Raw genomic sequence first — 25,853 nt, forward strand, 5'->3', positions numbered from 1 at the left:
ATGGAAAAAATCATTTGTGCTTGTGGTCATAGTAATCCATACGGCACGAAGCTTTGTGAGAAATGTGGTCGTCCTTTAACCGAAGAAGAAAAACAAAATAAAGTTGTTGATATGCGCTATGATGGTATGGCCATTCGTTCCAAAACATATAACAAATCATTTGTTGATAAAATATGGAATTTCTTCTCAAGTGTTAAAGTTGGTATATCCTTAATTATTATCACATTAATTGCTGCTTCAGTCGGAACATTACTACCGCAAGAGTTTTACGTAAAAGCTTCTGATATGGAGAAGGGGGCTTATTACGCAGACGTATATGGTACATTCGGTAAAATCTATTATACGTTGGGGCTTTCGGATTTATATAGCTCATGGTGGTTCCAGATTTTAGTTGGTATGCTAGCAGTATCAATTATAGTGGCAAGTCTTGACCGAGGCATTCCACTTTATAAATCATTAAAGAATCAACGTGTTAAAAGACATGAAAGCTTTATGAAGCGTCAGCGCATTGTTGCAGAAGGACAAGTGTCAGCGAGTGCGGAAGAAACGCTTGATAAAGTGGCTCAAAAAATGACTGAGATGAAGTATTCTGTTCGTCGAGATGGTAGCGCTCTCTTAGCTGAAAAAGGACGCTTTTCTCGTTACGGTCCGTACATAAACCATGTAGGTCTCATCATTTTTTTAGGTGGGGTCATGCTACGTCTAGTTCCAGGCTTCTATGTTGATGAATCGATATGGGTGCGTGAAGGTGAAACACGAGCTATCACTGGAATGGAAGGCTATTTCATTGAAAACCGTGACTTTATTTTAGAAACACATGATAATACACCTCAAGGTGAGCAAGTTAAACAGGGTGTGAATGTAGTGGCTAAAAACTTCCAGACCGATATTACACTTTACAAGCAACCTGAAGACGCATTGCCTGGGGATACGGAAAATCTAGAAAAAGTAAAAGACTATTCTATTCGTGTAAACCATCCTTTGAAAGAAGATGGCTTTGCTCTTTACCAGATGGATTATCGTCTAAATGAATTAAAACAGATGAACTTTGAATTAATTAATAAGACGACAGAGAAATCATTAGGTAAGGTAGAGATTGATTTAACAAATCCTAAAAAAGAATATGATTTAGGGAATGGTTCATCCGTTCAAATTCTTGTCTATACACCTGATTTTGATGGATTTGAAAATGGAGAACCTCAGACTAAAACGTCTATTCCAAATAATCCTGCATTTTTATTTAAAATGACTACACCAGAAACTCCTGAAGGAGAAGTAAGCTTTGTTGAAATTATGCAGCCTCCTTTAGAACCACTGGGTGAAAATAAATACAGAATGAAATTTGCTAGTGCAGAGATGCGTGATATGTCAGGTATTACGGTGCGAAAAGATAGTACCATCCCTATTCTGTTTGTTGGTGGGGTCATCTTTATGATCGGTGTTGCCATTGGCTCTTACTGGAATCATCGTCGTTTATGGCTTCAAGTGGAACCAGACGGCCGTGTGTTAATGGCTGCCCATGTCAACAAAAATATGTTCAGCATGAAAAAGGATTTAGATGCTGTTACAACATTTGCTGCATTGCCTCCGTATAAAGATCAGTTAGAGAAAGATGAGGCTGGCGAAGAGTCCACTAATGGTGGCATTAAAGAAAAGGAAGGTGACAACACCTTATGAGTTTGATTGACTTAAGTGGAAACTTACTATTTGTAGCGTTTATTGCTTATCTAGTTGCGACATTATTATTTGGTGGTTCAATTAAGCAAGGTAATGCTACTGGTAAAAATACTGGCAAATGGGGCAAGCTTGCCATTGTGGTTACTATTATTGGTTTCCTATCACAACTTGGCTATTTTATTACGCGTTGGATTTATACAGGACATGCGCCAGTAAGTAATATGTTCGAATTTACAACTGCCTTTGGTATGTTCATTGTCGGCGCGTTTATCTTAATTTATTTTATTTATCGTTTGACTGCACTTGGATTAGTGGCACTGCCTGTTGCACTTTTGATTATTGCTTATGCAGCAATGTTCCCGAAAGAAGTAAGTCCATTAGTGCCTTCATTACAAAGTCATTGGTTAACAATTCACGTTATTACAGCAGCATTAGGGCAATCTATTTTAGCCATTAGTGCTGTGGCAGGACTTATTTACTTATTAAAAGTAGTAGATTTAACAAAGCCCTCTAAACAACGTTTTTGGTTAGAAGCCGTTATGTACTGTCTTGTAGTAGTTGTTGGATTTGTCGCGGTAACATCTACATTTAGTGCTATGGATTATGAGTCTAGCTATAATTATGTGGATAAAGAAGGTACTACTCGTAAAATTATTTACAATTTACCTCCAGTATTCGGTATGAATGAATATGAAGTGATAGAAGAACATGGCATGTCGCCATTAGTAGAAATGCCAGCGTTAATTAATGCTAAAAAATTAACAACCGTTGTTTGGTCATTATTGGTAGGATCTGTGTTGTATTTATTAATTCGTTTAATTGCTCGCCGTCGAATTAGTGCCATTTTCCAACCACTTGTTAAACGTGTCAATTTACAATTACTTGATGAAATTGGTTATCGTTCAGTGCTGATTGGTTTCCCTGTATTCTCCCTTGGTGCTTTAATCTTTGCGATGATTTGGGCACAAATTGCTTGGAGTCGTTTCTGGGGTTGGGATCCAAAAGAAGTATGGGCTCTTATTACATGGTTATTCTATGCAGCATTCCTGCATTTACGTCTATCAAAAGGCTGGGAAGGTCGAAAATCTGCTTGGTTAGCACTAATTGGTTTTGGGATTATTTTATTCAACCTAATTGCTGTTAACTTAATTCTTGCAGGTTTACACTCCTACGCGTAACCTGTGAAGCAACAAGCCTTTTCGCTGTAGCGAAGAGGCTTTCTTTTCTTTTCAATATGTGTCACACCATGTACAATAGAAGTTAGAGAAAGATGGAAGAGAGGGATCGTGAAAGTGTCAGAAAATATTTCAGTATTAGTAGTAGATGACGAGGATCGTATTCGCCGCTTATTAAAAATGTATCTTGAGCGAGAAGGATACCTTGTTGACGAGGCCGAAAATGGAGAACAAGCGATCGAGAAATCTTTAGAAAAAGAGTATCACTGTATTTTACTTGATATTATGATGCCTGAAAAAGATGGGCTAGAAGTGTGTGCAGAAATTCGAGAGCGCGCAGCAACACCAATTATTTTATTAACTGCCAAAGGCGAAGAAGCGAACCGTGTACAAGGCTTTGAGCTTGGTGCAGATGACTATATCGTAAAACCATTTAGTCCTCGTGAGGTTGTGTTACGTGTGAAGGCTATTTTACGTCGTTCACAGGCTTTCTCACCAACGACTAATGCATCTTCTTCAAAAGATTTAGTGGTGTTCCAACACTTAATGATTGACCATGATGCACATCGTGTGACTGCAGAAGGCATTGAGGTTAATTTAACACCGAAAGAGTATGAATTGCTGTACTTTTTAGCGAAATCGCCAGACAAAGTATTTGACCGTGAACAACTACTAAAAGAGGTATGGCATTATGACTTCTTTGGTGATTTACGCACAGTAGACACACATGTAAAACGTTTACGTGAAAAGCTCAACCGAGTTTCTGAAAACGCTGCTAAAATGATTGTGACGGTTTGGGGCGTTGGATACAAATTTGAGGTTGTCAATGAATAGAATATGGAATAGTGTTGTCGGGAAGCTATGGGTAACCATATTGCTTCTCGTTTCATTTGTATTATTTGTTTTCACGGTATTAATGCTTGAATTTCTTCAAAATTACCATATGCAGCAAGCAGAAATTTCATTGCGACAAACAGCAGCAACGGTAGCAAGTATAGTAGATGACAATGAAACAGCCGAATCTACCTCTGAATTATTAAAAGATATTTTACCTACAGGAACCAATGCATTGATCGCTATCAGTCATGTTGAAGTGTCCTTTGCGATGCAAGAGGGTGTCAACAAAAAAGAAATACAAGATACTATATTAGCCAATAAATCTTTTCATGAAGTGTTTCAATCAGATGAGCCGATTATTAAAGAAATGATGATGCCTTCTTCAACTGATCAAGAAAAGATGGAATCTTATGTCGTACTTGGTTTTCCCCTAAATGTTGAAAATGCAGTACATGGAGCTGTCTTCATCTACCAAAGCCCAGATGCGCTACATAAAACGTCTAAGGAAACTACGAAAATTGTCTTTTTAGCAGCCTTCATAGCATTTGTGTTGACGACATTCTTCGCATTCTTCCTTTCTTCACGTATAACTTCGCCATTAAGAAAAATGCGTGAATTAGCTTTTGAAATTGCAAAAGGGAATTTTGAAGCGAAAATGCCTACTACCCAAAATGACGAAATTGGTCAGCTTGCCGTTGCCTTCAACCAAATGGGCCGTCAATTAAAGCATAATTTAGAGGTTATCAATCAAGAAAACGAACAGCTTTCTAATATTTTGACATCTATGACAGATGCAGTGATTACGTTTAATAGAGATCGTACAATATTATTAAGTAATCCACCAGCCGAACGTCTGATGCAAAAATGGTTTGTCAACAAAGGCTCCCAAAGTGCTAAACCAATTCCACCTGAGCTGTATCATATGCTTGATCATGCACTGATGTTTGAGGATAAACTAGAAGAGGAAATTGAAATGGATGGCAGCTATTATACATTTACCATTAGTCCTCTTTATAGTGGGGAAATGATACGTGGTGCTGTCGCTGTTATTCGTGATATGACTGAACAGCATCGCTTAGAAAAACTAAGATCGGATTTTATTGCGAATGTCTCTCATGAGCTTCGGACACCGATTGCCATGCTTCAAGGTTACTCAGAAGCATTAATGGATGACGATTTTATTCAGGATCAGGAAGAGCGAAATGAGATTACCAAAATTATTTATGATGAATCGAAGCGAATGGGTCGCCTTGTGACAGATTTATTAGATTTGGCACGTATGGAATCAGGGCATATGACTCTTTATAAAGATGAATTACCAATTAATTCTACTTTTGAACGTATTACACAAAAATTTGCACAGGTAGCAAAAGAAAAGCACGTTCGTCTGCTGTTTGAGAGTGAATTTAATGACGAGGCCATGATTAATATAGATGAGGATCGCATTGAACAAGTGCTTACAAATTTAGTTGACAATGCCCTGAGACATACAGATGAAGGGTCTGTGACTGTAAAAGTAGAGCAGGAGCCGACATTTGCTAAAATATCTGTTCAAGATACAGGACATGGCATTCCTCAAGAGGACTTACCCTATGTCTTTGAACGTTTTTATAAAGCAGATAAGGCACGTACTCGTTCCAAGGGTGGAACTGGTCTCGGCTTAGCCATTGCTAGAAATATTGTGAAGGCACACTCAGGTAATATTATGGTAGACAGTGTGTTGAAAGAGGGTACGACCTTCACGTTTTATTTACCGTTCGATTAATAACAAGTATTGCTATTAATTGGCTGTAACTTCTATGAATGTAAGACGACAAATATTATAGAACGGGGGTGGAGTGCTTTGAATGACTCCGTGTTCCATCGACTATACGATGCATATCACCAAGACGTGTTTCAGTTTTTAATATATTTAGTAAAAAACCGTACACTTGCCGAAGATTTAGCACATGAAGTTTATGTACGAGTGTTGCGCTCATACGATCAATTTGCAGGCAATAGTAGTGAGAAAACTTGGCTATTTGCTATTGCTAAAAATGTAGCAATTGATCATTTTAGAAAGCAAGCTGTACGTCAAAAGCATTCACATGATTTCTTTGACTGGGAAACGGAACAGCTCCATTCAACCACGCCATCACCGGAAGATATGCTACAGGCCAGTGATGAATTTATGCAGGTAGAATCAGCACTTGAAAACTGTACAGGAGACCAAAAAATGGTCATTATTATGCGCTATTTTCAAGATTTATCGATTGCAGAAACAGCGCAAATACTAGATTGGACAGAAGCTAAGGTAAAAACGACCCAGCATCGAGCCATTAAATTTTTAAGGCAACAGCTACAGCCGATTAGAGAACAGGAGGCGAAACGGCAATGACACATAAGCCATTTGATGATGAACAGCTTGAACATGTCTTGAACAATGCCCCTAAGCTTTCTGACCGCCGTTCAAAAGAAGAAATATTAAATCGGTTAATGGCAGATGCTCGCTTGCAGGATAATAGTCACCTACAAGAAGCGATACAACAACCTATAGAGAATGAAGAAGCACAACAAGCAAGTAAATCTTTGATTCAAGATGAACGACCATCACGATTTAAGTTCCGAAAAATGCCGATTTTTACGAGTGTAGCAGCAGTTTTCGCGATAACGGTACTCGTTGGCTTCATGTTCATGAATAATGACGCTAGCCAAAAAGATCTAGCTAGTACGCCAGAAACGGCTAATTACTCTACGTTACAGGAAGATCGTTCTGCTAAAGAGGCAGCTACCCAGGATGAGGCACTTCAATCCAGTATTGTATCGGAGCATGAGCGTATGTTATCTTTACGGTCGTCTGTCTATGAGGAAGATGTGAAAGATGCTGTCGTTTTCCGTATTGGTTTGGCAGGACGCGATGCAGAAAGTGTTCCAATGACATATGTGATACCAAATGAGCGTGTAGCAACTGATTTTGGAACAGAAAAGCCTTCTACCCTACAGATGTATGAAAAATATGCTCCTCAAATAGATGAAGAAGCCAAAGGGTTTACGGATTATCATCCTTTTAAAGGTGAACTGAAGGAGAAGGAAGACAAGCTTGTCCACGTATTACCAAAGGACAATGACTATGATGTTGCGTCAGCTACCGTTAATGAGTACAAAGGGACTTTAGAGGATACCTTCTCGGATTCTGAATATACGGAAGTTGAGATTCAAAATGAAGATGGCACACCTTATGAGTTTTCTCAAGAGGGTGAGCCAAGTCAAGCTATGTCATTAACAAACGCCAAGCATTTTAATTATTATTTATACCAAGATGGTAGTGGGGCAGAATATCTGTCACCAGATTTCCGTCAGACATTTGCTAATGTTACAGAGGCACTTACACTAATGAAAAACAAAAATGATGATGTTTATGTAACAGTCGTTCCTGAAAACGTAACATATACCGTGAAAGAGGAAGCAGAAGGTGTAGTCGTAACATTCGATATTCCCTTAGATTTAGCATCGATGGAGCCAATTCGCGCTACCCAATTAATTGAAGCTATGATGTTAACTGCTGCTAGCTTTGACCAACAATTACGCTTGGATAATGTGGTCCAAGAAAGCTGGGAAGGATTCGATTTAAAAACGTATTTGCCAAAGCCTGTGGGGCCAAATAAACAATATATGCCTTAGTCAAAATCAAAAATGGAGCATTCCTGTAACATGGAATGCTCCATTTTTACAATACTTACAAATCTAATCGGAATTTTTTAAGCAGAACTATTTACTTTTTCTTAATAATTAATTATAGTAAGGTTGTAGTATAAAATAATATGATTCATCTTCGGGGCAGGGTGAAAATCCCGACCGGCGGTAATAGAGTGGTGAACCGTTAATGTTTCCATTAACTCGAATGGTTTATGCTTCGCTCTTCAGCCCGCGACCTGTGCAAATTTATTTGCATGGCTGACTTGGTGTGATTCCGAGGCCGACAGTTAAAGTCTGGATGGGAGAAGATGGAGGTACGATCGTCATTCATTGTTATGAAATAAACTATGACCGAGCGCTTTTTTTGTATGGCTTTTTAAACAGTGCTCAAAAATAGTTTAAATTGACGCTTATTCGTCATGCCTTTCTCCCTTGTGCTCTTTATGCATAAGGGTTTTTTTCGTGCTAACAATTGAAAGATCGTCACCTTTCTTCTTGCGAGATTGAATCAGCAAAGAGGAGAGAGTTTTCTATGAAGAAAAATGTTAAACTTCAATCGTTTATTACGATTGGCATGCTGAGCAGTATTTCGTTTTTATTAATGCTTTTTAATTTCCCAATTCCACCATTCCCAGCATTCTTGGAAGTCGACTTTAGTGATATGCCTGCATTAATAGCAGCCATCACAATGGGGCCTGTAGCTGGTATTTTAGTAGAATTATTTAAAAATGTATTGGATTGGATTTTCTCTGGAACGCCAACAGGTGTGCCAGTAGGTCATATTGCCAACTTTGCAACAGGTATTTTATTTATTTTGCCTGTAAGCCTTATTTTTAATCGCTTTAAAACAATTGCTGGTCTTGTTGGAGGTTTAGCGACTGGAACAGTCGTAATGGCAGTAGGGATGAGTATTTTAAACTACGCAGTATTTTTACCGATGTACACATACTTCTTAGGAATGGAACCTGTTGTAGGTGACTCACTTTATAAAATGATTATCGCTGGGATTTTACCATTTAACATTGTGAAAGGTATTTTATTAACGGCTATTATGGCGTTTTTATTTACAACTATGCGCAAGTGGATCGACCGCCAGCGTTCTATCTATATAACAAAATAATTTTTACTAACCTCGGGTGAACATACCTGAGGTTTTTTGTTGGAAGGAATGATGGATAGGGAAAGGTGTGAAGAATAGAAAGGCAAAACTAACGGATAAATATAGAAAAAAGTAATGGGGTAAAAAAGCTAACTAGTACTTTATAATTATAACCTAGTCGAAAGCTATATTTTCATGTAAAATAGAGAAGAGTTTAGAATGTTTGAGGAGTTTGAAGAGATGAGTGGAAAAAAAGGACAATGGTCTAGTAAATTAGGTTTTATTTTAGCATCAGCTGGTGCGGCGATCGGACTAGGGGCAATTTGGAAACTTCCCTATGTAACAGGACAAAGTGGTGGAGGAGCATTTTTCCTTATCTTTGTGTTATTTACCTTGTTAATAGGACTACCGATGTTATTGTCCGAGTATGTTTTAGGACGTGGTACACAATCCGAGGCTGTAACAGCGTATAAAAAAATTGCTCCAACTAAGCCAGGCTGGGCTTGGATTGGTCGAATGGGCGTGCTAGGCTGTTTTTTATTATTAACTTTTTATAGCGTAGTTGGAGGTTGGATCTTTATTTATAGCGGGCTAGGTGTAGCTGGCGCGGTAATTGATCCAGCAGTAGATCCAACTGAATTATTTGGAAAAATTATAGGCACGCCTTGGATTACGCTAGTTGGTCTAGTGTTGTTTACATTAGCCAACGTACTTGTGATTTCATTAGGTGTACAAAATGGGATTGAAAAGGCCAATAAATGGATGATGCCGTTACTTTTCATAATGTTCATTGTCCTTGTTGTGCGTGCAGTTACATTAGATGGGGCAATGGAAGGGGTAAAATTCTTCTTATGGCCTGATTTCTCGAATATTACGGGTAAGGCATTATTAGAAGCCCTAGGGCAATCGTTCTTTGGGTTAGCAGTAGGCTTTTCTTGTTTAGTTACATATAGCTCTTATCTAAAAAAAGATGTCAGTCTTCCGAATTCAGCGGGTTCTGTAGTGCTGTTAACTGTGCTTGTTTCATTTTTAGCAGGTTTAGCGATTTTCCCTGTTGTGTTCGCCTTTGATTTAGAGCCAGCAGCGGGTCCAGGTTTGCTATTTATGGTGCTACCAACAGCATTTAGTCAAATGCCATTTGGTGAAGTGTTTTTAGCCATGTTTTTATTGCTATTTTTATTTGCTACATTAACGTCATCATTTAGTTTATATGAGATTATCGTCGCGGCATTTATGGAGCATAGTCAGAAATCCCGTCCAATGTGGACACTTTTACTTGGTATAGTCGTATTTATTGCAGCTATTCCAGCAGCACTTTCTTCGAGTGTTTTATCGGATATAATGATTTTTGAGAAAAGTATCTTTGATGCAACCGATTTTTTAGTGTCGAATATCATGCTTCCGCTAGGGAATTTATTCATTGCTATTTTTATTGCCTATGTAGTGGATAAAGATTTTGTGAAGAGAGAATTGCTAACGGGTAGTCAAATGGGACAAGGCTATTATTCGACATATCGTATGTTAATGCTAGTTGTTGTACCGATTATCATTCTAGTTGTGTTTGTTAATATGCTACTGCAGTATTAAAGAAAAGGTATATTCTGCCATAGGAAAAATACCTTCTCTTAGTGTTAAAAACATAACAGCCAATAGAAAGGTAGAAATGGATTTCTATTGAAGGCTACTTGCTTTCCTGTGGGCGAGTGCTAGCAGCTTCCTCCGTGTAGGGGCTCACCTGTCTCGTTAACCCACGGGAGTCAAGAAGCCTTCCACACCAACCCAAAAAATCTCAATCTTTTTAGTAAAGGTTTTCAAATAAAGTAAAGGAGTTCATTACTCTTTATGAAGAGGTGTTGTCACTCAGCACTTCACCGCATTGAAAATAAGAGCCTATCCCCTCTAAGAATCCAGATAATGGGTGATTTGATCACTATGCTACTATGAGGTAAAGACACTTTGGAGAATGGTTGATAGCGTCACTCCTATGGGATTTAGCGGCTCATCGGACGCCCCCCTGGAAAGGACGCTGGCGGAACGGAAATCAACCTCTCGCCTTGCAAAGTTGCTATTTCTACCGTTGACTTCTTCTTTTTTTAACAACATAAAAAGGTGTATTCCGTCTAATAGGAATACACCTTTTATTATGATTATAGAGATTAATAATCGTTAAGTGATAGCTCACCTAGCCAATCTTCTTTAATAATCTTCCTTGCTTGTTCTTCACTTTCGGCAATAGGGAATACTTTATCAACCTGTGAAATAGCGAATAAGTTGCGAATGAAATCATCGACGACAATAATGGCGATTTTCTTATCTTTTACAGACACCTTCTTAGCAAAATTAACGATCATACCGAATCCAGTACTATCAATATTTGTTACCCTTTGCATATCGATAATGTATCCGTGTTTTGTGTCTAAGCTAAGTGTTTGCAGCTCTGACTTTATTTCTTCAATCATCCCGTATTCTAAATCGCCTGTAAACGCAATCACAATATAATCAGCCTTTGTGTCAATATTCATTGCAATTTTCTTCTGATTCATCCTATAGCGCCTCCATTTTTCTTTTCTTGTTTGGGGATTTATTCAAACTTAAATTTATTCACTTCATTTTGTAATTTATCAGCAATTGATGATAACTCATCTGAGCTTTGTGTAATTTCGGCAACAGTCGCATATTGCTCTTCTGAGGTTGCGGCAATCTCTTCTGTAGCTGCTGCAGCGTCCTCGATGATGCGAGAAATATCTTGAATGGCTTGTTGCACATCTAGGGAGTTGTCGTTAACATGTGTAAATGCCACTTTCATTTGTTCGACACCTTCTTCAGTTTCGACAACTTTCTCCACGATTTCTTTTAAGGCACTTCCGCCTTTATTGATGATCGTTACTTGCTCCTCGACAGCTAGTAAATTACTTTCCATTGTTCGTACGGTCACAGATGTTTCCGCTTGGATATCATTAATAAGATTAGTAATTTGTCCAGCTGCTAAACTTGACTGTTCAGCTAATTGACGAACCTCTGATGCAACGACAGCAAAACCTTTCCCTTGATCACCTGCTCGTGCTGCCTCGATGGCCGCATTTAGTGCTAACAGATTCGTTTGTTCTGCGATGCCAGTGATAACGGTAATAATACCACCAATTTCTTCAGAGCGCTTGCCTAATTTTTGGATAGAATCTGTTGCATAAGACACTGTTTTCGTAACATCACTTAGATGCATAATCGCTTCATTGATGGCTTCTTCTCCTTTACGTGCGATATGAGTGGATTCGATAGCGCTATTTAAAGTGATTTCAGCTTTTTGTAAGCTCTTTGATACTTCCTCAAGCGTTTTTTGCATCATTGAAACTATTCGTTCAGCCTGATCAGATTGAGTGGTAGTACCAACGGCGATTTCATTCATTGTTAGTGCGATCTGATTAGATGCTTCACTTGTTTGATGTGATGATTCTGCCAAAGTGTGTGATGACTTTGCAATTTGATGTGCACTACCAGCCACAATTTTTATCGTCTCTGTTAAATGATTTTTCATACTACTAAATGCGCGTGCTAATTCAGCGATTTCATCTTTGCCTTTAGGGTTTAACAGTTTAACATTTAAATTTAGTTCTGCTAGTTCCTTGGCATTGGTACTTAGAATGTTAATAGGATTAACAATTTGCTTTTGTAAGAACCAACTAATTCCTCCAATCATTACAATGGCGATCACTAAGGAAATCGCTACATTCTCCAGTGCTGATTTTGTGGCAATGCTTATATAAGGAGCGGTAGGGACAGCGGTTGCCCATACACCGATAACCTCGCCTTGACTATTTACAATCGGATCATAGGCTGCTTGATGCAAACTTCCTAAGACATTGGCAGAACCGATAAAGCGCTTTTTTTCTTTTAGTACAACAGTAGCAACCTCGTCAGAAACCTTTGTATTTAAAGCGCGTTCACCATTATCCACTATATTGGTACTTATACGCGTATCGTTTTGAAAGATGGATACAGCATTCCCGTTTGTGAGTTCTCCAACTTTATCAGCTACCTCAAAGTTTTCTACCATATTGATATCGCCCTTATAGAGTTGGTTGTTTTTAATGGACCATTCACCAGGATATTTAGCGTCTAAATATTCATAGCTCAACTGTATATCTGATAAAAGCTTTGTATCAGCACTTTCTAATAGATTGTTCTTGGCAACAAAAAAATTGACTCCTGCTAAAAGGGAAGTAAGTAAAATAATACAACCAAATATAAGCAGATTCATTTTCTTTCGTATAGATAACTTCATTAAAACGCCCCCAATTTTACGTTTACTTTATAGATGAATCTTTTTGGAAATACCAACTAAAAATTTTGTTTCAGAAATATTTTCGAACCAAATATGGTCGACCATATTTTTGACAAAAAATAAACCGCGTCCACGATCAGCATAATCAAATTTGTCTAAATCGAATTGAAGAACTTTGCCCCAGTCCTTTTCGTCAATGCCTTTTGCTTCGTCAGTGACTGTTATTTTTATCTCTTCGTTTGATTGAGTTACTTGTATTTGAATCTTCTTTTGAGCGGGTGTATTAATTTTTCCCATAGCCTCTACGGCATTGATGACTAGTTCATGAACAACAAATCTTAACTCTCGTTTATAAGGTAGATTATATAACTCTGTATAATTCTCCATTACTTGATCAATAAAGGCTATAGCTTGTGTATCAGGATTTACATTGAGTGTGAATTCCATCTTCAATCACCTACCCTTTAATGTAATTGTTATTGAAACGACTGTGATGTCATCGCTGTAATCATTATCAAATAAATTGTACTTTTGAGAAAACTTTTGTAGTGCATAGCTGTTATCCTGTGAAGCATAGGCGTAGAAAAAGTCCATATCAATTGAGTTTTGCTCGTTCAATGTTAATAATCCATCCGTATAAAGAATAATACGATGCCAGCCTGATAAAGGTATTGTTTTTTTATTTATTTGAATAGTAGGGAATAGTCCGAGGATAGGCGTATTCGCTGGGAGGAAGACTGTTTCTCCAAATTTTCCAAATAAAAAACCAGAAGGGTGAGCCGCATTCACATAGTGCAAAGTGCCGTTTTTTGTATCTAGAAGTATGTAGATTGCTGTCATTAAAAAACGGTCCATATCCTCATCAGAAAATAGCTCGTAAATTTGGCGGTTAAGTTCTTGGATTACGGCTACTGGATCAATTAACTTAGTAATCATTCCTTTTAATAATGATCTGATGGACATAGTAACGAGTGATGCAGCTATGCCATGCCCCATTGCATCATACAGAAGAATGGCGGTTAAATGGTCATTAATCTTAAACCAGCAGTACATGTCACCTCCTAGTGTATTGGATGTTACGTAAAGACCATCAACCTGTATTTGCTCAAGATTTAATGGAGGAGATAGTGCATTCTTTTGGAATTTTTTTGCAACAAATAAATCTTTTTGAATCATACTTTCTTGCTGCTTTCGAAGCTTGGCTTCCCTCTGATATTTTAAGGCTACTTGAATTCGAGTCTTAAAATGAGTAAAATCAAACGGCTTTAAAATAAAGTCGAAAATGCCTGCTTCAAAAACCCTATCGATTGTTATGTTTTTTTCGTAGGTAGTAGATAGAAGGATAGGGACATCTATCCAATTTTTAAGTACATGAATGTGCTGACAAATTTCCTCGCAATTGCTGAGTGTCATTTTCGTGTCAAGTACGATTAATTCTAGCTCATCTTTCAAAGCTGAATCTACTAAATAGTTCATTGCTGCTTCCGTTGTTGAAAAGCAATAAATATTGGGGATGCTGATACGATGAAAATACTTTTGCAGACGTAGCACATCATTACTTACGCTGCCAATAATTAATACTGACATGCCTACTTAATTCACCGCCTTATGTATCTATAACTAAATATTTCCTGGAAGCCAACATAATGATTTCTAACCATAATTATATACTCCGTATTTACTGATAATATGAATAAATTAAAATTCTAATTTGCTATAAATTTACCAATAAATATCGCATTATACAAGGCTTTTGTGATATAAAGTAAAACTTAATCAATAGGATTTTTGACATCTTGGTTCTTGGATAGGGTTCACGGGTTATCTTTTTAACGATGTTCTTGATATATCTACAATTGATGCATGGGGAAGTAGTGAATGCTTCGTCTCGTCATGATATAGACTGTTTATTTTTAGAATGACGAAGGATTTTTATAAGACTAAAGGCTTTTTGTATAAAATGGTAATTTTGCCCTTTTTTAAAGATGAAAGATCGCTATTTGAGATGGAAATGTGGTAAGAAAAATTAATCTAAAATAAGGATTAATATATTCGATAAAAAGCATGTCATAAAACCTTACATACATATTGCTTATTCTTCAAATTTAATGTATTTTTAGAGAAGTTATAAAAAACGTGTTAATTAAAATTACATTGGAGTGGTGAAGAATGAAACATTATACCAAAGAAGATATTATACGCCGAGTAAAGGAAGAAAATGTGAAATTTATTCGCCTACAATTTACAGATATTTTAGGGACAATCAAAAATGTGGAAGTTCCTGTCAGTCAATTAGAAAAAGCGCTAGATAATAAAGTTATGTTTGACGGCTCTTCAATCGAAGGTTTTGTGCGTATTGAAGAATCAGATATGTATTTAAAGCCAGATATCAATACCTTTGTGATTTTTCCTTGGACTGCTGAAAAGGGGAAAGTAGCACGCTTTATATGTGATATTGCAAGACCAGATGGTACACCGTTTGAAGGAGATCCACGCTCCAATTTAAAACGAGTATTGAAGGAAATGGAGGAGCTGGGCTTTACGTCGTTTAATTTAGGGCCAGAGCCTGAATTTTTCCTATTCAAGTTGGATGAAAAAGGGCATCCGACACTGGAATTAAATGATAGTGGAGGCTATTTTGATTTAGCGCCAACTGATTTGGGAGAGAACTGTCGTCGTGATATTGTTTTAGAGCTAGAGGGGATGGGCTTTGAAATTGAAGCGTCTCATCATGAAGTAGCACCAGGCCAGCATGAAATCGACTTTAAGTATGCGAGTGCTATTGAGGCATGTGACAATATCCAAACATTTAAACTGGTGGTAAAAACCATTGCTGCACAGCATGGTCTCCACGCAACATTTATGCCAAAGCCACTATTTGGGGTCAATGGCTCAGGAATGCATTTTAATCTCTCCTTATTTGAAGGTGATAAAAATGCCTTCTATGATGAACATGCAGACTTGCAATTAAGCGCAACCGCACGTAGCTTTATGGCAGGAATTATGAAGCATGTGCATGGTTTTACAGCTATCACGAATCCACTTGTCAATTCCTATAAACGATTAGTACCTGGCTATGAAGCCCCTTGCTATGTAGCATGGTCTGCTCAAAACCGTTCACCATTAATTCGCATTCCAGCAGCACGTGGCTTATCTACACGAATTGAATTGCGCTCAGTTGATCCAGCAGCAAACCCTTATTTAGCAATGGCTGTTATTCTAGCATCTGGGCTGGATGGTATACGAAAAGATTTAACACCACCAGCCGCGGTAGACCGTAATATTTATAAAATGACAGCAGCAGATCGGGAGTTGAACGGGATTGATAGTTTACCATCCTCATTAGAATTTGCGCTAATTGAATTAGAGATGGATACCATTGTTCGTGATGCATTGGGTGACCATATTTATGATAAATTTACAGCTGCCAAAGAAATTGAATGGAATAAATATCGCACACGTGTCCATAACTGGGAGCGTGAGGAATATTTAACGATGTACTAAAGGTGTTGGGGCTTTTTTAGCTCCAACTTTTTTATGTGACATGTACTTCTTTTTGCTCTATCATAAGATTAAAGGAGTGTGAACGATGACACAGATAACTCAAGTTGTGACAATTCAAAATAATGATATTGTTCAATTTGAACTTGATATTAACCGTGCTTTAGTAGATTTAAAAGGCTTTTTCATACTTGATATCAAATACAATACGCTCTTTATTGGAGAGCAGACGGTCATCCATTCTGCTTTAATTATTTATCAGCAAAACAATTACACTATTTAACAAGAGGGGTCATGTCGATGAGACATGACTTTTTTTAATAAAAGATAAACTCGATTGTTGGGAAAGGTTAATGGTAATCGGGTTTCTTCTTCCTAAGATTGTCATAAATTAATTCATCTGGATCATGGATCATCATTTTTCTCCCTAACCAGTACAGTTTCAAAGTAATGAACATCCACAACTTCATTATGTCTTATAATAACTTCTTTAATAATCTTAATGAGATGGCCTGTTTATCCTGCCGAATGTAGCGTGCCTCAAAGTTTTCTACTGCCATTTTACCACTTGATGGAAAGACCTATTTTTTTATCCAAAGCACCTTGGTATTTTACAAAAAATACCTCCTCTCTTATATTTACAGTGGGTAAATGAAAATCGATAGTTGTCGGAAATTTATATGTATTTTATATACTTTTGCTATAATAAAATTATCATGTTCATCGAACAAAGGAGGGGTTTGGTTGAAAATACGGTTAGGTCTTCTTGGCCCTTCAGACTCGATTGAATTTGTCGAAGCTGTCTTGAAAAATTGGCCAGAGTTTATATTTACCTCGATAGAATGTCTAGCACAAGAGGATTTAGATGAAAAAGTGACACCTTTATTGATGGAAGAAATGGATATGTGGCTGTGTACAGGGCCCATCACCTATAATATTGTGCAAAGTTGGAACCAACTAAAGACACCAGTTTTTTATGTTATGTATAAAGGATCATCCTTATATAAAACCGTGTTAAAGGTATTGTACGAACACAAAATCGACGTGAATGAAATTAGCTACGATGCTGGTAATAGTGATGCATGGGAGCAGGCCTTGGTGGAGGCAGGGATTGAAGTAAAGCCTAAATTTGTGGAATCGGAGACAATTTCATTAAAAGAGCTTGTGCACTATCATTTTAAGCTTTGGGAAAGTGGCCAAACAAAGGCTGCCATTACTGGTCATCCCATTCATCATGAACTACAACTGCTAGGTGTTCCAACCTATCGATTGTTCCCATCCTCGATGGCTGTAGAGGCTGTTATTACGAATATGCTACGAACATATGAAATGCTACGCTATAAGGCGACTCAAATTGCTGTACAAATAATCGAAATTGATCCATTTTTAGGAATCGCAAAAAATAACTTCTCAACAGATGAGCTGTTTAGAATGGAACTTAAGATAATGGAGCATTTGCTGACGTACACAAAAAGCATCCATGGTTCCATTAAATCTACAAGATTTGGGCGTTATGTGATTTTCACTACGAGAGGCTTAATGGAGGATATAACGAAGAATTTTAACCAAATGCCTGATATAGAAGATTTCACACCGCTAGATCAAGAGGCCATGACTTGTGGAATTGGGATTGGTCAAACGGTATATGACGCAGAAATAAACGCTGGAAATGCCTTATTGCATGCAAAGGAATGCGGTAAGGGTTCATGGATGGTTTGTTTTGATGATAAAAAAATTGCAGGACCGCTTGGAAAGCCTGAACAACTTACATACTCCTATACCTCAGAAGAATTAGAGGCTTTAAGTCAGAAAACCACCTTAAGTGTGATGACATTAAATAAGTTAAAGTCCTCATTGAAAAAATTAGCAAGTGATGAGCTGAATGCTAATGAGCTAGCAAAATATATGCAGATACCAGCTCGAAGTGCGCGCCGAATATTAACAACTCTTGAGGAAAAAGGATTTGCTGAAGTCGTTGCAGAGGAGAAACCCCATACACGCGGACGTCCACGTAAGGTTTATAAAATTTCTCCATTCTAAGGAGAGTCCATAGATATATGGACTCTCTTGTTATGCTATGAGCGAATTTTGTATTGCTTTACATCTGATGGCAGAGGGGAAGTGTATACCTCACCAGCTCGACGTTCAATTAATTCTGCCTTCGCTTGTTCAATTAATTCTGGTTGTAGAAGGACATCCAGTGCTGTAGAAGCCATAACTTTCCCTGCATGAAGCATGCCTTTATGTGCTAAGGAAGTTGTCCCTGTCGCTACGATTTGCCATGTATGAAGAGGGGTTCCGAGTGGTTCACATGCGGTCATGCATTGTGCAGTTGGGACAAGCCAGCTAACATCACCTACATCAGTAGATCCAGCCATAAATTCATCAGGCTTAAATGGATCAATAATATCCGCAATATCTTTTCCAGCTAATTGACGATTTCTTTGCACATCCACCTTTTTTTCCTCTTCCGATAGTGTTTTACGAATAGCACTAGCAAATTGTATTTCCTCATCTGAATAAGAAGGTGTACCTAATTTAATGAAATTTTCATACATAACCTGTTCTAATGTTGTATTTGGAAGCACATTAGAAAGAGCTGAGGCTAGATCTATTTCTACCTCAGTACCAGTCATCAGAGCAGCACCTCTTGCAATTTCACAAATACGTTGGTAGATATCCTCCGTTTGAGAAACTCTTGGAGCTCTTACAAAATACAAAACTTCTGCCTCTGCTTGTACAACATTTGGAGAAAAACCACCTGTATTTGTAATGGCATAATGGACTCTTGCTTCAGGAATGATATGCTCTCGTAAATAATTTACTCCTATATTCATCAACTCCACAGCATCAAGAGCACTTCTCCCTAAGTGAGGGCTAGCAGCTGCATGGGCGCTTTTACCTTTGAATTTAAAATACACTTCGTAACAAGCGAGTGTGGCAACCGACATAATATTATTCGTTGTTCCTGGATGCCAAGTCAAAGCAATATCAACATCATCAAAAACACCCTCTCTTGCCATAAAGGTCTTACCGCCACCGATTTCTTCCCCAGGACAACCGTAATAACGGACCGTTCCTTCGATATTGTTCTCTTGCATGTAATCACGTAATGCAATAGCAGCACCAAGTGAACCTGTACCTAATAAATTATGTCCACACCCATGACCGTTACCTCCTGCTTCTTGTGGATTTGGCTGCGCTATACCGCCCTGTTGACTTAAACCAGTAAGCGCATCAAATTCTCCTAGAAATGCGATAACAGGATTGCCATGACCAGACGTTCCTATGAAGGCGGTTTCAATTTGGGCAACACCTTTCTCCACTTCAAAACCTTCATCCTCTAGTGCTTTGCTTAATAGTTCAGCAGATTTAAATTCTTCAAATCCTGTTTCAGCATATTGCCAGATTTGATTACTCACTTCAATTAATTTTTCTCGTTTTTCTTCAATAATTTGTGATAGTCTACTATGTTTGGTCAAATAAACTCACCCTTACCTTTCTTTTTATGCATGATCAATTAAACTACTATTCTTTGATGGAATTCTATAAAATACCGCACAGATTACCACGATGACTAAGGCACCGATTAGGAAGAAGAAGGCTGCTTGGAATGAGCCTCCAAAACCATCAATAAGAGCACCCATAGCTGTTGGGGCAATAAAGCCAGCCATACCACTAGCGAAATACATCATGCCTAAAAAAGAGCCTATAATTTTTTGAGAAACATACTTAAGTGGAATGGCCAAAATTGCCATTGAAATGGCTGAATCCCCTATAGAGAAGATACTCTGAAAGGAAATCGCTAACTGAATACTCGATGCATTAAACATCATATAAAGGCATAGGCCTGAAACAATGGCACCAATCAATACAATTATTTTTTCTTTTCCAGCAAGTCCTTTATCAATTAAAAATCCTGTGATAATAGCTGCGATTAATCCACAAGCCTGTGGAATCATAGCAAGTGATCCGACTTCTCGTAAATTTAAATTCCGCGTTTGTTCCAAATAGGAGGGAAGCCATGATGAGAAACCCCAATGGACTGTACTTGAGCAAAAGTACATCACGACAAGCATCCATAAAAATGAACTTTTATAGAGTTCTTTCATTGGACGACCATTTGAAGTTTCTGCCACCTGTTGTTTAATAAGCTTTGGGGGATTGTAAAACTTAAACAATAAAAGAGTGACAATTAGACCAACACCACCAATAATGTAAAACATTGTGCGCCAGCCCCAAGTATCAGCAATTAAACCAGCCAAATACAAAGCAAGAACACCACCAATTAATTGAGCAGCTAGAAGCATCGATTTAGCCCGTGCACGAACATCTTTTTTGAAAATCTCCGTAATGGCAACGCCACTGCCTGTCGGTAAACCACCATCACCAAGACCAAGAATAAAACGAATAGCTAAGATTGCCATAAAAGAGCCAATCATCCCAGTCAGTAGGGAGAAGAGGGAAATCATGAAAACAGCAATAACAATTATTTTCCGTGAACCAAACTTATCAGAGGCCCATCCTGCTAGCAATGTCATCAGTGCACTGCTTAGCCAAAAGCTACTGATGACCAACCCGCTTTGTGTCTGTGTTAAATGTAATTCTTTGCTAATGGGGATAATGGCCACATTCATACCGAACAATGTTAATGAATCGACTAACCATGCTAGAAATAATAATGAAAAGATAAAATTTCGTTTGCCAACACTCAATTGCGTATGTAACTCACTCATTCAATTCTTCCTCCTTTTTAAGACGCTTTATTTTTATTTAAGGACAATAAAGGTCTTGTCCGTTATTATAAATACATTATTGTTATTTTTCAATATATTTTGATTTCGAGTACAATGAAATTTTGAGGAGATAGAGAAAAAAGTGTAGATGAAGGACGAAATTAAGCAAGGAGAGTAGATATAAAAAATACTTCCCTTAAAACCTGTCCAAAGTTAGCATAAAAAGACAGGTTATACAGCGATATCTATTTTAAGATGGAATCAAGGAGTGAAAGCAATGAGTTGGATTGAGTCGATACAAAAGGCCATTAATTATATGGAGGAGCATTTATTAGAGGATATTACGATTGAACAGATTGCGCAGGAGGTTAATTCTTCTGTCTTTCACTTTCAGCGAACATTTGCCATTTTGACAGATATGTCTATTGCAGATTATCTGCGACGAAGAAGATTAACATTAGCTGCACAAGAATTGCTGGGTACTGAACAAAAAATAATCGATCTCGCCTACAAATACGGCTATGAAACTCCTGAAGCCTTTACTAAAGCGTTTCGAAAACAGCACCATGTTACGCCAAGTGAAGCAAGAAAGAAGCAAGGACCATTACAATCATATAATCGCCTGGTCATACAGGTAAGCTTGAAGGGAGCGGAACCAATGAAATATAAAATTATTGAAAAAGACAAGTTTCAAATTGTGGGTGTAAAAAGAACATACAACTGTCAAAATGGGGAGAATACAACGGAAATACCTCTATTTTGGCAAGAGGTAAACCAAAGTGGCTTTGATCATCAGCTATACCAATTAAATAATGGCACGGTCAATGGCGTATTAGGTGTTTGTGTACCAAATACTGAACAGGGACAAAAGGGCTTCATTGATTATTGGATTGCTACTGATCATGTAGGAGAAGTAGGGGAAGATCTCTTAACAATGGAAGTACCTGCATCCAAATGGGTTATCTTTGAAGTACATGGACCTATGCCTGATGCAATGCAAAATACGTGGAAACAAATTTATTCAGAGTGGTTCCCATCCAACCCATATGAACCAGCAGGAACAGCAGAGTTGGAGGTTTATCCTGAAGAGGATGCTTATAGCCCTGATTCGTATTCAGAAATTTGGATTCCAATTAAATAACAAGAAAGCCAAGGATGCTATACTAGTGCATCCTTGGCTTTTATTATTCTATTAAAAAAATTTACCCTTTTTTTAGTTTTGCTAAAGATGTAAAATATATATATGTTTAAAATGAACGGTTTAGCGATGTTTATTAATCGTTACATAATTTCATGAGGGGGTTAAGAAATGATGAGAGGTACGATTCAAAACAAACGTGTTGAAATTTCACAAGAGGATGCACAGCAATACTTAAAGTTGGGAAAAGTTGCGCATGTTGCAACAGTTGATGAGGAAGGTTTTCCTTATGTTATTCCGTTTGTCTATGTATATGAAGGGGAGGACAAACTATACTTGCATATTGGTAATCTTCGAGAAAGTCACTTTTGGTCAAATATCAAACAAAATCCTAAAATTTGTATAGAAGTTTGCGATATGGGTGATTTACATCCAGGCAAAAAATATGCCTGTCAATCCGCACTAGTTTATCAAAGTGTTGTTTTGTTTGGACATATCGAAAGAATTGAAGAGGAAACGAAAAAAGAATGGTTCTTTGATGCGTTACTGGAGAAGTATGGCAAGCCTGAATGGACATTTGAAAGAGAAGGCTATCCGATTATGCCGAAAATTGAACTATTTGAAGTGAAAATAGAAAAGCTGACAGGGAAAATTAATCACGGCATGTATCATTAATCAAAAAGGCTAAGTATTGGTTGAATTCTACCATGCTTAGCCTTTTCTTCTTACGATTTTGTTAAAGTGTAAAGTTGTAGAGTATCTTCAGTATTGTGCTTCTCTTGGTAAATGAAATTCAATTTTTTTAAAACCTTGATTGAATTGATATTGGCAGCGTCAACTTCTGCAGCAATTGTTTCCATTTTTAAGTGCTTAAAGGCATAATCAATTAAAGCAGTTATAGCTTCTGTTGCATAGCCTTTTCCCCAATATTCCTTGCCCAAATCATAGCCAATCTCTGTTAGAGCATTGTCATAATCAAGCATATTAAAGCCACATGACCCAATGATATGATTGGATGCCTTTTCAAAAATAGAGAAGCGGATTGCCTTGTGTTGCTTAGCTAATTGTTCTAGAAGTTCAATCATTTCCAAGGCTTGCTCTTCTTGTGTAAACTGAGTAATGTTCATATACTTGGTTACATCAGGATCAGACCAAATGGTTAATAAACTTTTAGCATCAGCTTTCTCCATTTTTTGTAACCACAATCTTTCCGTGTCGATATTTTCAATCAATACTTTTACCTCCAAAATTATGATGATGTTGGATGAAAAATATTGCTATCTGCGCATAATTCAGTCCCTTCATATGGATATAAGTTTATTATAATAGAAATGATACATACTGCAAAATACTGGAGGAAATAGCATGATAAAAGTCTCGGAAGAGCAATATCCTATCATTAAACAATTTATTTCAAGTGCCCCGACATTTGTTTATAGTATACTAGATCGAATGATAGAAGGAGCTGTCTATTCCGATACAGCTGCTTTTCAAACATTATTATTTCACACGAAATCAGGGATATACTATGTATATGGCGATGAAAATAAGACTTCGATTGATCATCAGCTTGCCTATTGTTTGCAACAGGCTATAGAACAACAGAAACGGTTTACCTTATTTTCTTATTCAGAACAGTGGAATTCTAAAATCGAACAATTGTTAAATAACCAGCTGAGAAAGCTAGAACGCTATACATTTACATTTGATGAAAATATTTATAATCATAGAGAGAAGCATGGGAAACGTGATTACGAAGTCAAATTTATTACTGAACCCTTGATTAAAAATTCACTGGAATTTGATCAGACATATTATGAGGAATATTGGGATTCTACCTCTAATTTCCTCAAAAATGGCTTTGGCTTTTGTTTGGTACATAAAGAACAAATCATTAGTGAAGCGGTCTCTATATTTAAATCAAATGAGTATGCAGAAATTGATATTATGACAGATTCGAATTTTAGAGGACAAGGATTAGCAAGTAGCATTGCAGAAACATTTATAGATCATTGTCTTGTCAACCAGCTAAAGCCTTGTTGGGATTGTAATATTTCGAATACAGGATCCATTCACCTAGGCACAAAGCTTGGTTTTACGACACCACAAAAATATATTATCTATACAAAAAGCTAGCCCACGCGGTTATTAAAAACATCGTGAGCTTTATCTGCTTTTAAAAGAAACGATTGCGTAATTCAAAAACTCGATAGAATAGTCTAGCGTCTCTAGCCATTTTATTTGGAGCGTTCATATGGGGACGGAGGCATTGTTGAAACAATTCATCACAGTATTTTGTGCTACCGTGGCGTTCATAGCATTCATCATGCAGTATACAGCAAGCATCCACTGCATTTGTAGGCGTACCTGGTCCTGAGCAGCCAGGACCACAGTATCGGTAGCCGGGATAACAAAAACCGAGCTTGCGATTTCTATTCATCTCCTAAACCTCTCTTTTCGATGTTTTTACTATAAAATATGTAATATTTCATCGTAGAAGAGGATAAAAAACTATAAGACTATTCTTTTTGATTTGTAAGGTTCCTGTAAGCTTAAAAATAATTACTTGTAAGGATGGGGAGTTATGCTAGCTATAGCATAAAAGATAAGGAGTTTTTCAACATGAATCCATCCGTTACACAAAAAGAACGAATCATTGCCTTAGATATTATTCGAGGATTAGCGTTATTTGGTATTTTATTTATTAATGTAGGTGCCTATCAGCTCTTGATGGAGGGTGCACCAATGCCTGATATGAGTGGAATCAATGGGGTTATTGATTCACTTATTAATATTTTTATAGAAAAGAAATTTTTCTCTATCTTTTCATTCCTATTTGGGGTTGGTTTTTATATTTTTGCTACACGTGCAGAAGCGCGGGGAGATAGACCGAGAATGCGCTTTGCAAGACGCTTATTGGCTCTATTGATTATAGGTATTATTCATATTTTTATTTTTTGGGGCTCTATCCTAGCCATTTACGCAGTGATTGGTTTTTTATTGCTACCATTTTACTCTGCGAAGGTTTCAACCATTTCTAAATGGTTGTTTACGATTATCACACTGCATATTCTGGCATTATTAGGACAAATGTATGTGCCGTCTAATGCAGTTTCGTCAGCTATATTTGGCTTTTTAGGCAATGATGCCGTAGCCATCTTTATTATGTTTTTAAGTGGATTTTTAGTAGCAAAAGCTGATTGGATTGGGCACATTGGAGCGCATAGTCAAAAAATAAAATGGTTGCTATATAGTACTTTCCCGTTCTTTATTGGATTCTCATTATGGATTTGGTTTGCCTCACAAGCAGATGACGAACAGCTTCAATCTATCATTGGCTTAGGGGTTGTTCCAACAACCTATTTTTATCTAAGTTGTTTGTTTATTCTATTAGAACATAAAACAATAGCGAAGCTACTTCAGCCAATTGGACGTGTGGGGCAAATGGCCTTTACAAATTATTTAGCGCAAAGCTTTATTGGAACAGCCATTATCTCATTAATGGGGCTAGAAGTAGTTTCACCATCAGATATTGTAGTGATAGCGAGTATTACGTTTATCATTCAAATAATTTTTAGCGTGATTTGGTTTAAGTTCTTTACAATAGGACCATTTGAAAAATTATGGCGATATATGACTTATGGAAAAAAAGTCGTGTCCAAACAATCATAAAATACTGTAAATCCCAAACAATCCTACTGTTTGGGATTTTTTCTGCTAAAATAAATTGTATGTT

Annotated in this window: 23 protein-coding genes and 1 riboswitch; of the genes, 15 read left to right on the top strand and 8 right to left on the bottom strand. The window is 37.3% G+C overall.

Annotated elements, in window-relative coordinates:
- From resB to BFM98_RS04290, 8 genes are all read left to right on the top strand, one after another.
- Entirely contained in the window at positions 1 to 1,677 is a 1,677-nt protein-coding gene (gene resB, locus BFM98_RS04255; RefSeq protein WP_066036606.1) for a cytochrome c biogenesis protein ResB, read from the top strand.
- Positions 1,674 to 2,855, top strand: coding sequence for a c-type cytochrome biogenesis protein CcsB (gene ccsB, locus BFM98_RS04260; protein ID WP_048391290.1), 1,182 nt, complete (start codon positions 1,674 to 1,676; stop codon positions 2,853 to 2,855). Before resB ends, ccsB begins: the two co-directional genes overlap by 4 nt.
- 114 nt (positions 2,856 to 2,969) lie before the next feature.
- Positions 2,970 to 3,686 (top strand): response regulator transcription factor, encoded by a 717-nt coding sequence (locus BFM98_RS04265; protein WP_004232215.1) that lies wholly within the window; start codon positions 2,970 to 2,972, stop codon positions 3,684 to 3,686.
- Positions 3,679 to 5,454, top strand: coding sequence for an ATP-binding protein (locus BFM98_RS04270; protein WP_066036607.1), 1,776 nt, complete (start codon positions 3,679 to 3,681; stop codon positions 5,452 to 5,454). The genes BFM98_RS04265 and BFM98_RS04270 overlap by 8 nt, the downstream gene beginning before the upstream one ends.
- 78 nt (positions 5,455 to 5,532) lie before the next feature.
- Positions 5,533 to 6,066: an RNA polymerase sigma factor SigX gene (gene sigX / locus BFM98_RS04275; protein WP_009370717.1), complete on the top strand. Its 534-nt coding sequence runs from the start codon at positions 5,533 to 5,535 to the stop codon at positions 6,064 to 6,066.
- Positions 6,063 to 7,349, top strand: a complete 1,287-nt coding sequence (locus tag BFM98_RS04280) for a hypothetical protein (RefSeq protein WP_048391284.1) — start codon at positions 6,063 to 6,065, stop codon at positions 7,347 to 7,349. The genes sigX and BFM98_RS04280 overlap by 4 nt, the downstream gene beginning before the upstream one ends.
- A gap of 143 nt (positions 7,350 to 7,492) precedes the next feature.
- Positions 7,493 to 7,678: riboswitch (FMN riboswitch) on the top strand.
- 218 nt (positions 7,679 to 7,896) lie between these two features.
- Positions 7,897 to 8,484, top strand: a complete 588-nt coding sequence (locus tag BFM98_RS04285) for an ECF transporter S component (RefSeq protein ID WP_036080135.1) — start codon at positions 7,897 to 7,899, stop codon at positions 8,482 to 8,484.
- Positions 8,485 to 8,703: 219 nt separating this feature from the next.
- Positions 8,704 to 10,050, top strand: a complete 1,347-nt coding sequence (locus BFM98_RS04290; RefSeq protein ID WP_066036662.1) for a sodium-dependent transporter — start codon at positions 8,704 to 8,706, stop codon at positions 10,048 to 10,050.
- A 569-nt stretch (positions 10,051 to 10,619) separates the two neighbouring features.
- On the opposite strand, the gene BFM98_RS04295 is transcribed toward BFM98_RS04290, so the two are convergent.
- The 4 genes from BFM98_RS04295 to BFM98_RS04310 are packed head-to-tail and all read right to left on the bottom strand — an operon-like array spanning position 10,620 to position 14,329.
- Complete coding sequence (locus BFM98_RS04295) at positions 10,620 to 11,006, bottom strand: STAS domain-containing protein (protein WP_009370722.1); 387 nt, start codon at positions 11,004 to 11,006, stop codon at positions 10,620 to 10,622.
- Positions 11,007 to 11,044: 38 nt separating this feature from the next.
- Positions 11,045 to 12,742, bottom strand: coding sequence for a methyl-accepting chemotaxis protein (locus tag BFM98_RS04300; protein ID WP_066036608.1), 1,698 nt, complete (start codon positions 12,740 to 12,742; stop codon positions 11,045 to 11,047).
- A 27-nt stretch (positions 12,743 to 12,769) separates the two neighbouring features.
- Entirely contained in the window at positions 12,770 to 13,189 is a 420-nt protein-coding gene (locus tag BFM98_RS04305) for an ATP-binding protein (RefSeq protein ID WP_048391279.1), read from the bottom strand.
- A 6-nt stretch (positions 13,190 to 13,195) separates the two neighbouring features.
- Positions 13,196 to 14,329, bottom strand: coding sequence for a response regulator (locus BFM98_RS04310; protein ID WP_048391278.1), 1,134 nt, complete (start codon positions 14,327 to 14,329; stop codon positions 13,196 to 13,198).
- A gap of 582 nt (positions 14,330 to 14,911) precedes the next feature.
- On the opposite strand from BFM98_RS04310, the gene glnA reads away from it, so the two are divergent.
- The 3 genes from glnA to BFM98_RS04325 all read left to right on the top strand — a co-directional run bounded on the left by glnA (position 14,912) and on the right by BFM98_RS04325 (position 18,283).
- On the top strand, positions 14,912 to 16,246 hold the full coding sequence (gene glnA / locus BFM98_RS04315; protein ID WP_048391277.1) for a type I glutamate--ammonia ligase: 1,335 nt from the start codon (positions 14,912 to 14,914) through the stop codon (positions 16,244 to 16,246).
- A gap of 85 nt (positions 16,247 to 16,331) precedes the next feature.
- Complete coding sequence (locus tag BFM98_RS04320) at positions 16,332 to 16,526, top strand: hypothetical protein (RefSeq protein WP_048391275.1); 195 nt, start codon at positions 16,332 to 16,334, stop codon at positions 16,524 to 16,526.
- 461 nt (positions 16,527 to 16,987) lie between these two features.
- Positions 16,988 to 18,283 (top strand): helix-turn-helix domain-containing protein, encoded by a 1,296-nt coding sequence (locus tag BFM98_RS04325; RefSeq protein ID WP_048391274.1) that lies wholly within the window; start codon positions 16,988 to 16,990, stop codon positions 18,281 to 18,283.
- A gap of 35 nt (positions 18,284 to 18,318) precedes the next feature.
- Here BFM98_RS04325 and BFM98_RS04330 read toward each other — a convergent pair whose 3' ends face one another.
- Together BFM98_RS04330 and BFM98_RS04335 are read right to left on the bottom strand one after the other, a co-directional pair.
- Positions 18,319 to 19,725: a M20 family metallopeptidase gene (locus BFM98_RS04330; protein WP_066036609.1), complete on the bottom strand. Its 1,407-nt coding sequence runs from the start codon at positions 19,723 to 19,725 to the stop codon at positions 18,319 to 18,321.
- Positions 19,726 to 19,749: 24 nt separating this feature from the next.
- On the bottom strand, positions 19,750 to 20,979 hold the full coding sequence (locus tag BFM98_RS04335; protein WP_048391272.1) for an MFS transporter: 1,230 nt from the start codon (positions 20,977 to 20,979) through the stop codon (positions 19,750 to 19,752).
- Positions 20,980 to 21,256: 277 nt separating this feature from the next.
- Here BFM98_RS04335 and BFM98_RS04340 point away from each other — a divergent pair, with 277 nt between their 5' ends.
- A complete protein-coding gene (locus BFM98_RS04340) occupies positions 21,257 to 22,120 on the top strand; it encodes an AraC family transcriptional regulator (RefSeq protein ID WP_066036610.1) in 864 nt (287 codons plus the stop codon).
- Positions 22,121 to 22,288: 168 nt separating this feature from the next.
- A complete protein-coding gene (locus BFM98_RS04345; protein ID WP_233436313.1) occupies positions 22,289 to 22,792 on the top strand; it encodes a pyridoxamine 5'-phosphate oxidase family protein in 504 nt (167 codons plus the stop codon).
- Positions 22,793 to 22,842: 50 nt separating this feature from the next.
- On the opposite strand, the gene BFM98_RS04350 is transcribed toward BFM98_RS04345, so the two are convergent.
- The gene (locus BFM98_RS04350; RefSeq protein ID WP_066036611.1) at positions 22,843 to 23,349 is read right to left on the bottom strand and encodes a GNAT family N-acetyltransferase; all 507 of its coding nucleotides are present in this window, start codon (positions 23,347 to 23,349) and stop codon (positions 22,843 to 22,845) included.
- Positions 23,350 to 23,482: 133 nt separating this feature from the next.
- Here BFM98_RS04350 and BFM98_RS04355 point away from each other — a divergent pair, with 133 nt between their 5' ends.
- Complete coding sequence (locus BFM98_RS04355) at positions 23,483 to 24,253, top strand: GNAT family N-acetyltransferase (RefSeq protein WP_066036612.1); 771 nt, start codon at positions 23,483 to 23,485, stop codon at positions 24,251 to 24,253.
- A gap of 40 nt (positions 24,254 to 24,293) precedes the next feature.
- Here the strand turns inward: BFM98_RS04355 and BFM98_RS23300 are convergent, their stop codons facing one another.
- A complete protein-coding gene (locus BFM98_RS23300; RefSeq protein ID WP_083225242.1) occupies positions 24,294 to 24,557 on the bottom strand; it encodes a Parvovirus coat protein VP1-like protein in 264 nt (87 codons plus the stop codon).
- Positions 24,558 to 24,739: 182 nt separating this feature from the next.
- Here BFM98_RS23300 and BFM98_RS04360 point away from each other — a divergent pair, with 182 nt between their 5' ends.
- Positions 24,740 to 25,789 (top strand): DUF418 domain-containing protein, encoded by a 1,050-nt coding sequence (locus BFM98_RS04360; RefSeq protein WP_066036613.1) that lies wholly within the window; start codon positions 24,740 to 24,742, stop codon positions 25,787 to 25,789.
- The last annotated feature ends 64 nt before the right edge of the window (positions 25,790 to 25,853 follow it).

It is taken from the genome of Lysinibacillus sp. AR18-8 (assembly GCF_001705465.1).
Classification (GTDB): domain Bacteria; phylum Bacillota; class Bacilli; order Bacillales_A; family Planococcaceae; genus Lysinibacillus; species Lysinibacillus capsici.

What these genes read in the sequence shown, in the direction of transcription:
- BFM98_RS04285 (WP_036080135.1), top strand. Translation starts at nt 7,897, where the DNA reads ATGAAGAAAAATGTTAAACTTCAATCGTTTATTACGATTGGCATGCTG.
- ccsB (WP_048391290.1), top strand. Translation starts at nt 1,674, where the DNA reads ATGAGTTTGATTGACTTAAGTGGAAACTTACTATTTGTAGCGTTTATT.
- BFM98_RS04345 (WP_233436313.1), top strand. Translation starts at nt 22,289, where the DNA reads ATGATGAGAGGTACGATTCAAAACAAACGTGTTGAAATTTCACAAGAG.
- BFM98_RS04355 (WP_066036612.1), top strand. Translation starts at nt 23,483, where the DNA reads ATGATAAAAGTCTCGGAAGAGCAATATCCTATCATTAAACAATTTATT.
- glnA (WP_048391277.1), top strand. Translation starts at nt 14,912, where the DNA reads ATGAAACATTATACCAAAGAAGATATTATACGCCGAGTAAAGGAAGAA.
- BFM98_RS04310 (WP_048391278.1), bottom strand. Translation starts at nt 14,329, where the DNA reads ATGTCAGTATTAATTATTGGCAGCGTAAGTAATGATGTGCTACGTCTG.
- BFM98_RS04335 (WP_048391272.1), bottom strand. Translation starts at nt 20,979, where the DNA reads ATGAGTGAGTTACATACGCAATTGAGTGTTGGCAAACGAAATTTTATC.
- BFM98_RS04290 (WP_066036662.1), top strand. Translation starts at nt 8,704, where the DNA reads ATGAGTGGAAAAAAAGGACAATGGTCTAGTAAATTAGGTTTTATTTTA.
- BFM98_RS04270 (WP_066036607.1), top strand. Translation starts at nt 3,679, where the DNA reads ATGAATAGAATATGGAATAGTGTTGTCGGGAAGCTATGGGTAACCATA.
- BFM98_RS04300 (WP_066036608.1), bottom strand. Translation starts at nt 12,742, where the DNA reads ATGAAGTTATCTATACGAAAGAAAATGAATCTGCTTATATTTGGTTGT.
- BFM98_RS04295 (WP_009370722.1), bottom strand. Translation starts at nt 11,006, where the DNA reads ATGAATCAGAAGAAAATTGCAATGAATATTGACACAAAGGCTGATTAT.
- resB (WP_066036606.1), top strand. Translation starts at nt 1, where the DNA reads ATGGAAAAAATCATTTGTGCTTGTGGTCATAGTAATCCATACGGCACG.
- BFM98_RS04360 (WP_066036613.1), top strand. Translation starts at nt 24,740, where the DNA reads ATGAATCCATCCGTTACACAAAAAGAACGAATCATTGCCTTAGATATT.
- BFM98_RS04340 (WP_066036610.1), top strand. Translation starts at nt 21,257, where the DNA reads ATGAGTTGGATTGAGTCGATACAAAAGGCCATTAATTATATGGAGGAG.
- BFM98_RS04280 (WP_048391284.1), top strand. Translation starts at nt 6,063, where the DNA reads ATGACACATAAGCCATTTGATGATGAACAGCTTGAACATGTCTTGAAC.
- BFM98_RS04320 (WP_048391275.1), top strand. Translation starts at nt 16,332, where the DNA reads ATGACACAGATAACTCAAGTTGTGACAATTCAAAATAATGATATTGTT.
- BFM98_RS04305 (WP_048391279.1), bottom strand. Translation starts at nt 13,189, where the DNA reads ATGGAATTCACACTCAATGTAAATCCTGATACACAAGCTATAGCCTTT.
- BFM98_RS23300 (WP_083225242.1), bottom strand. Translation starts at nt 24,557, where the DNA reads ATGAATAGAAATCGCAAGCTCGGTTTTTGTTATCCCGGCTACCGATAC.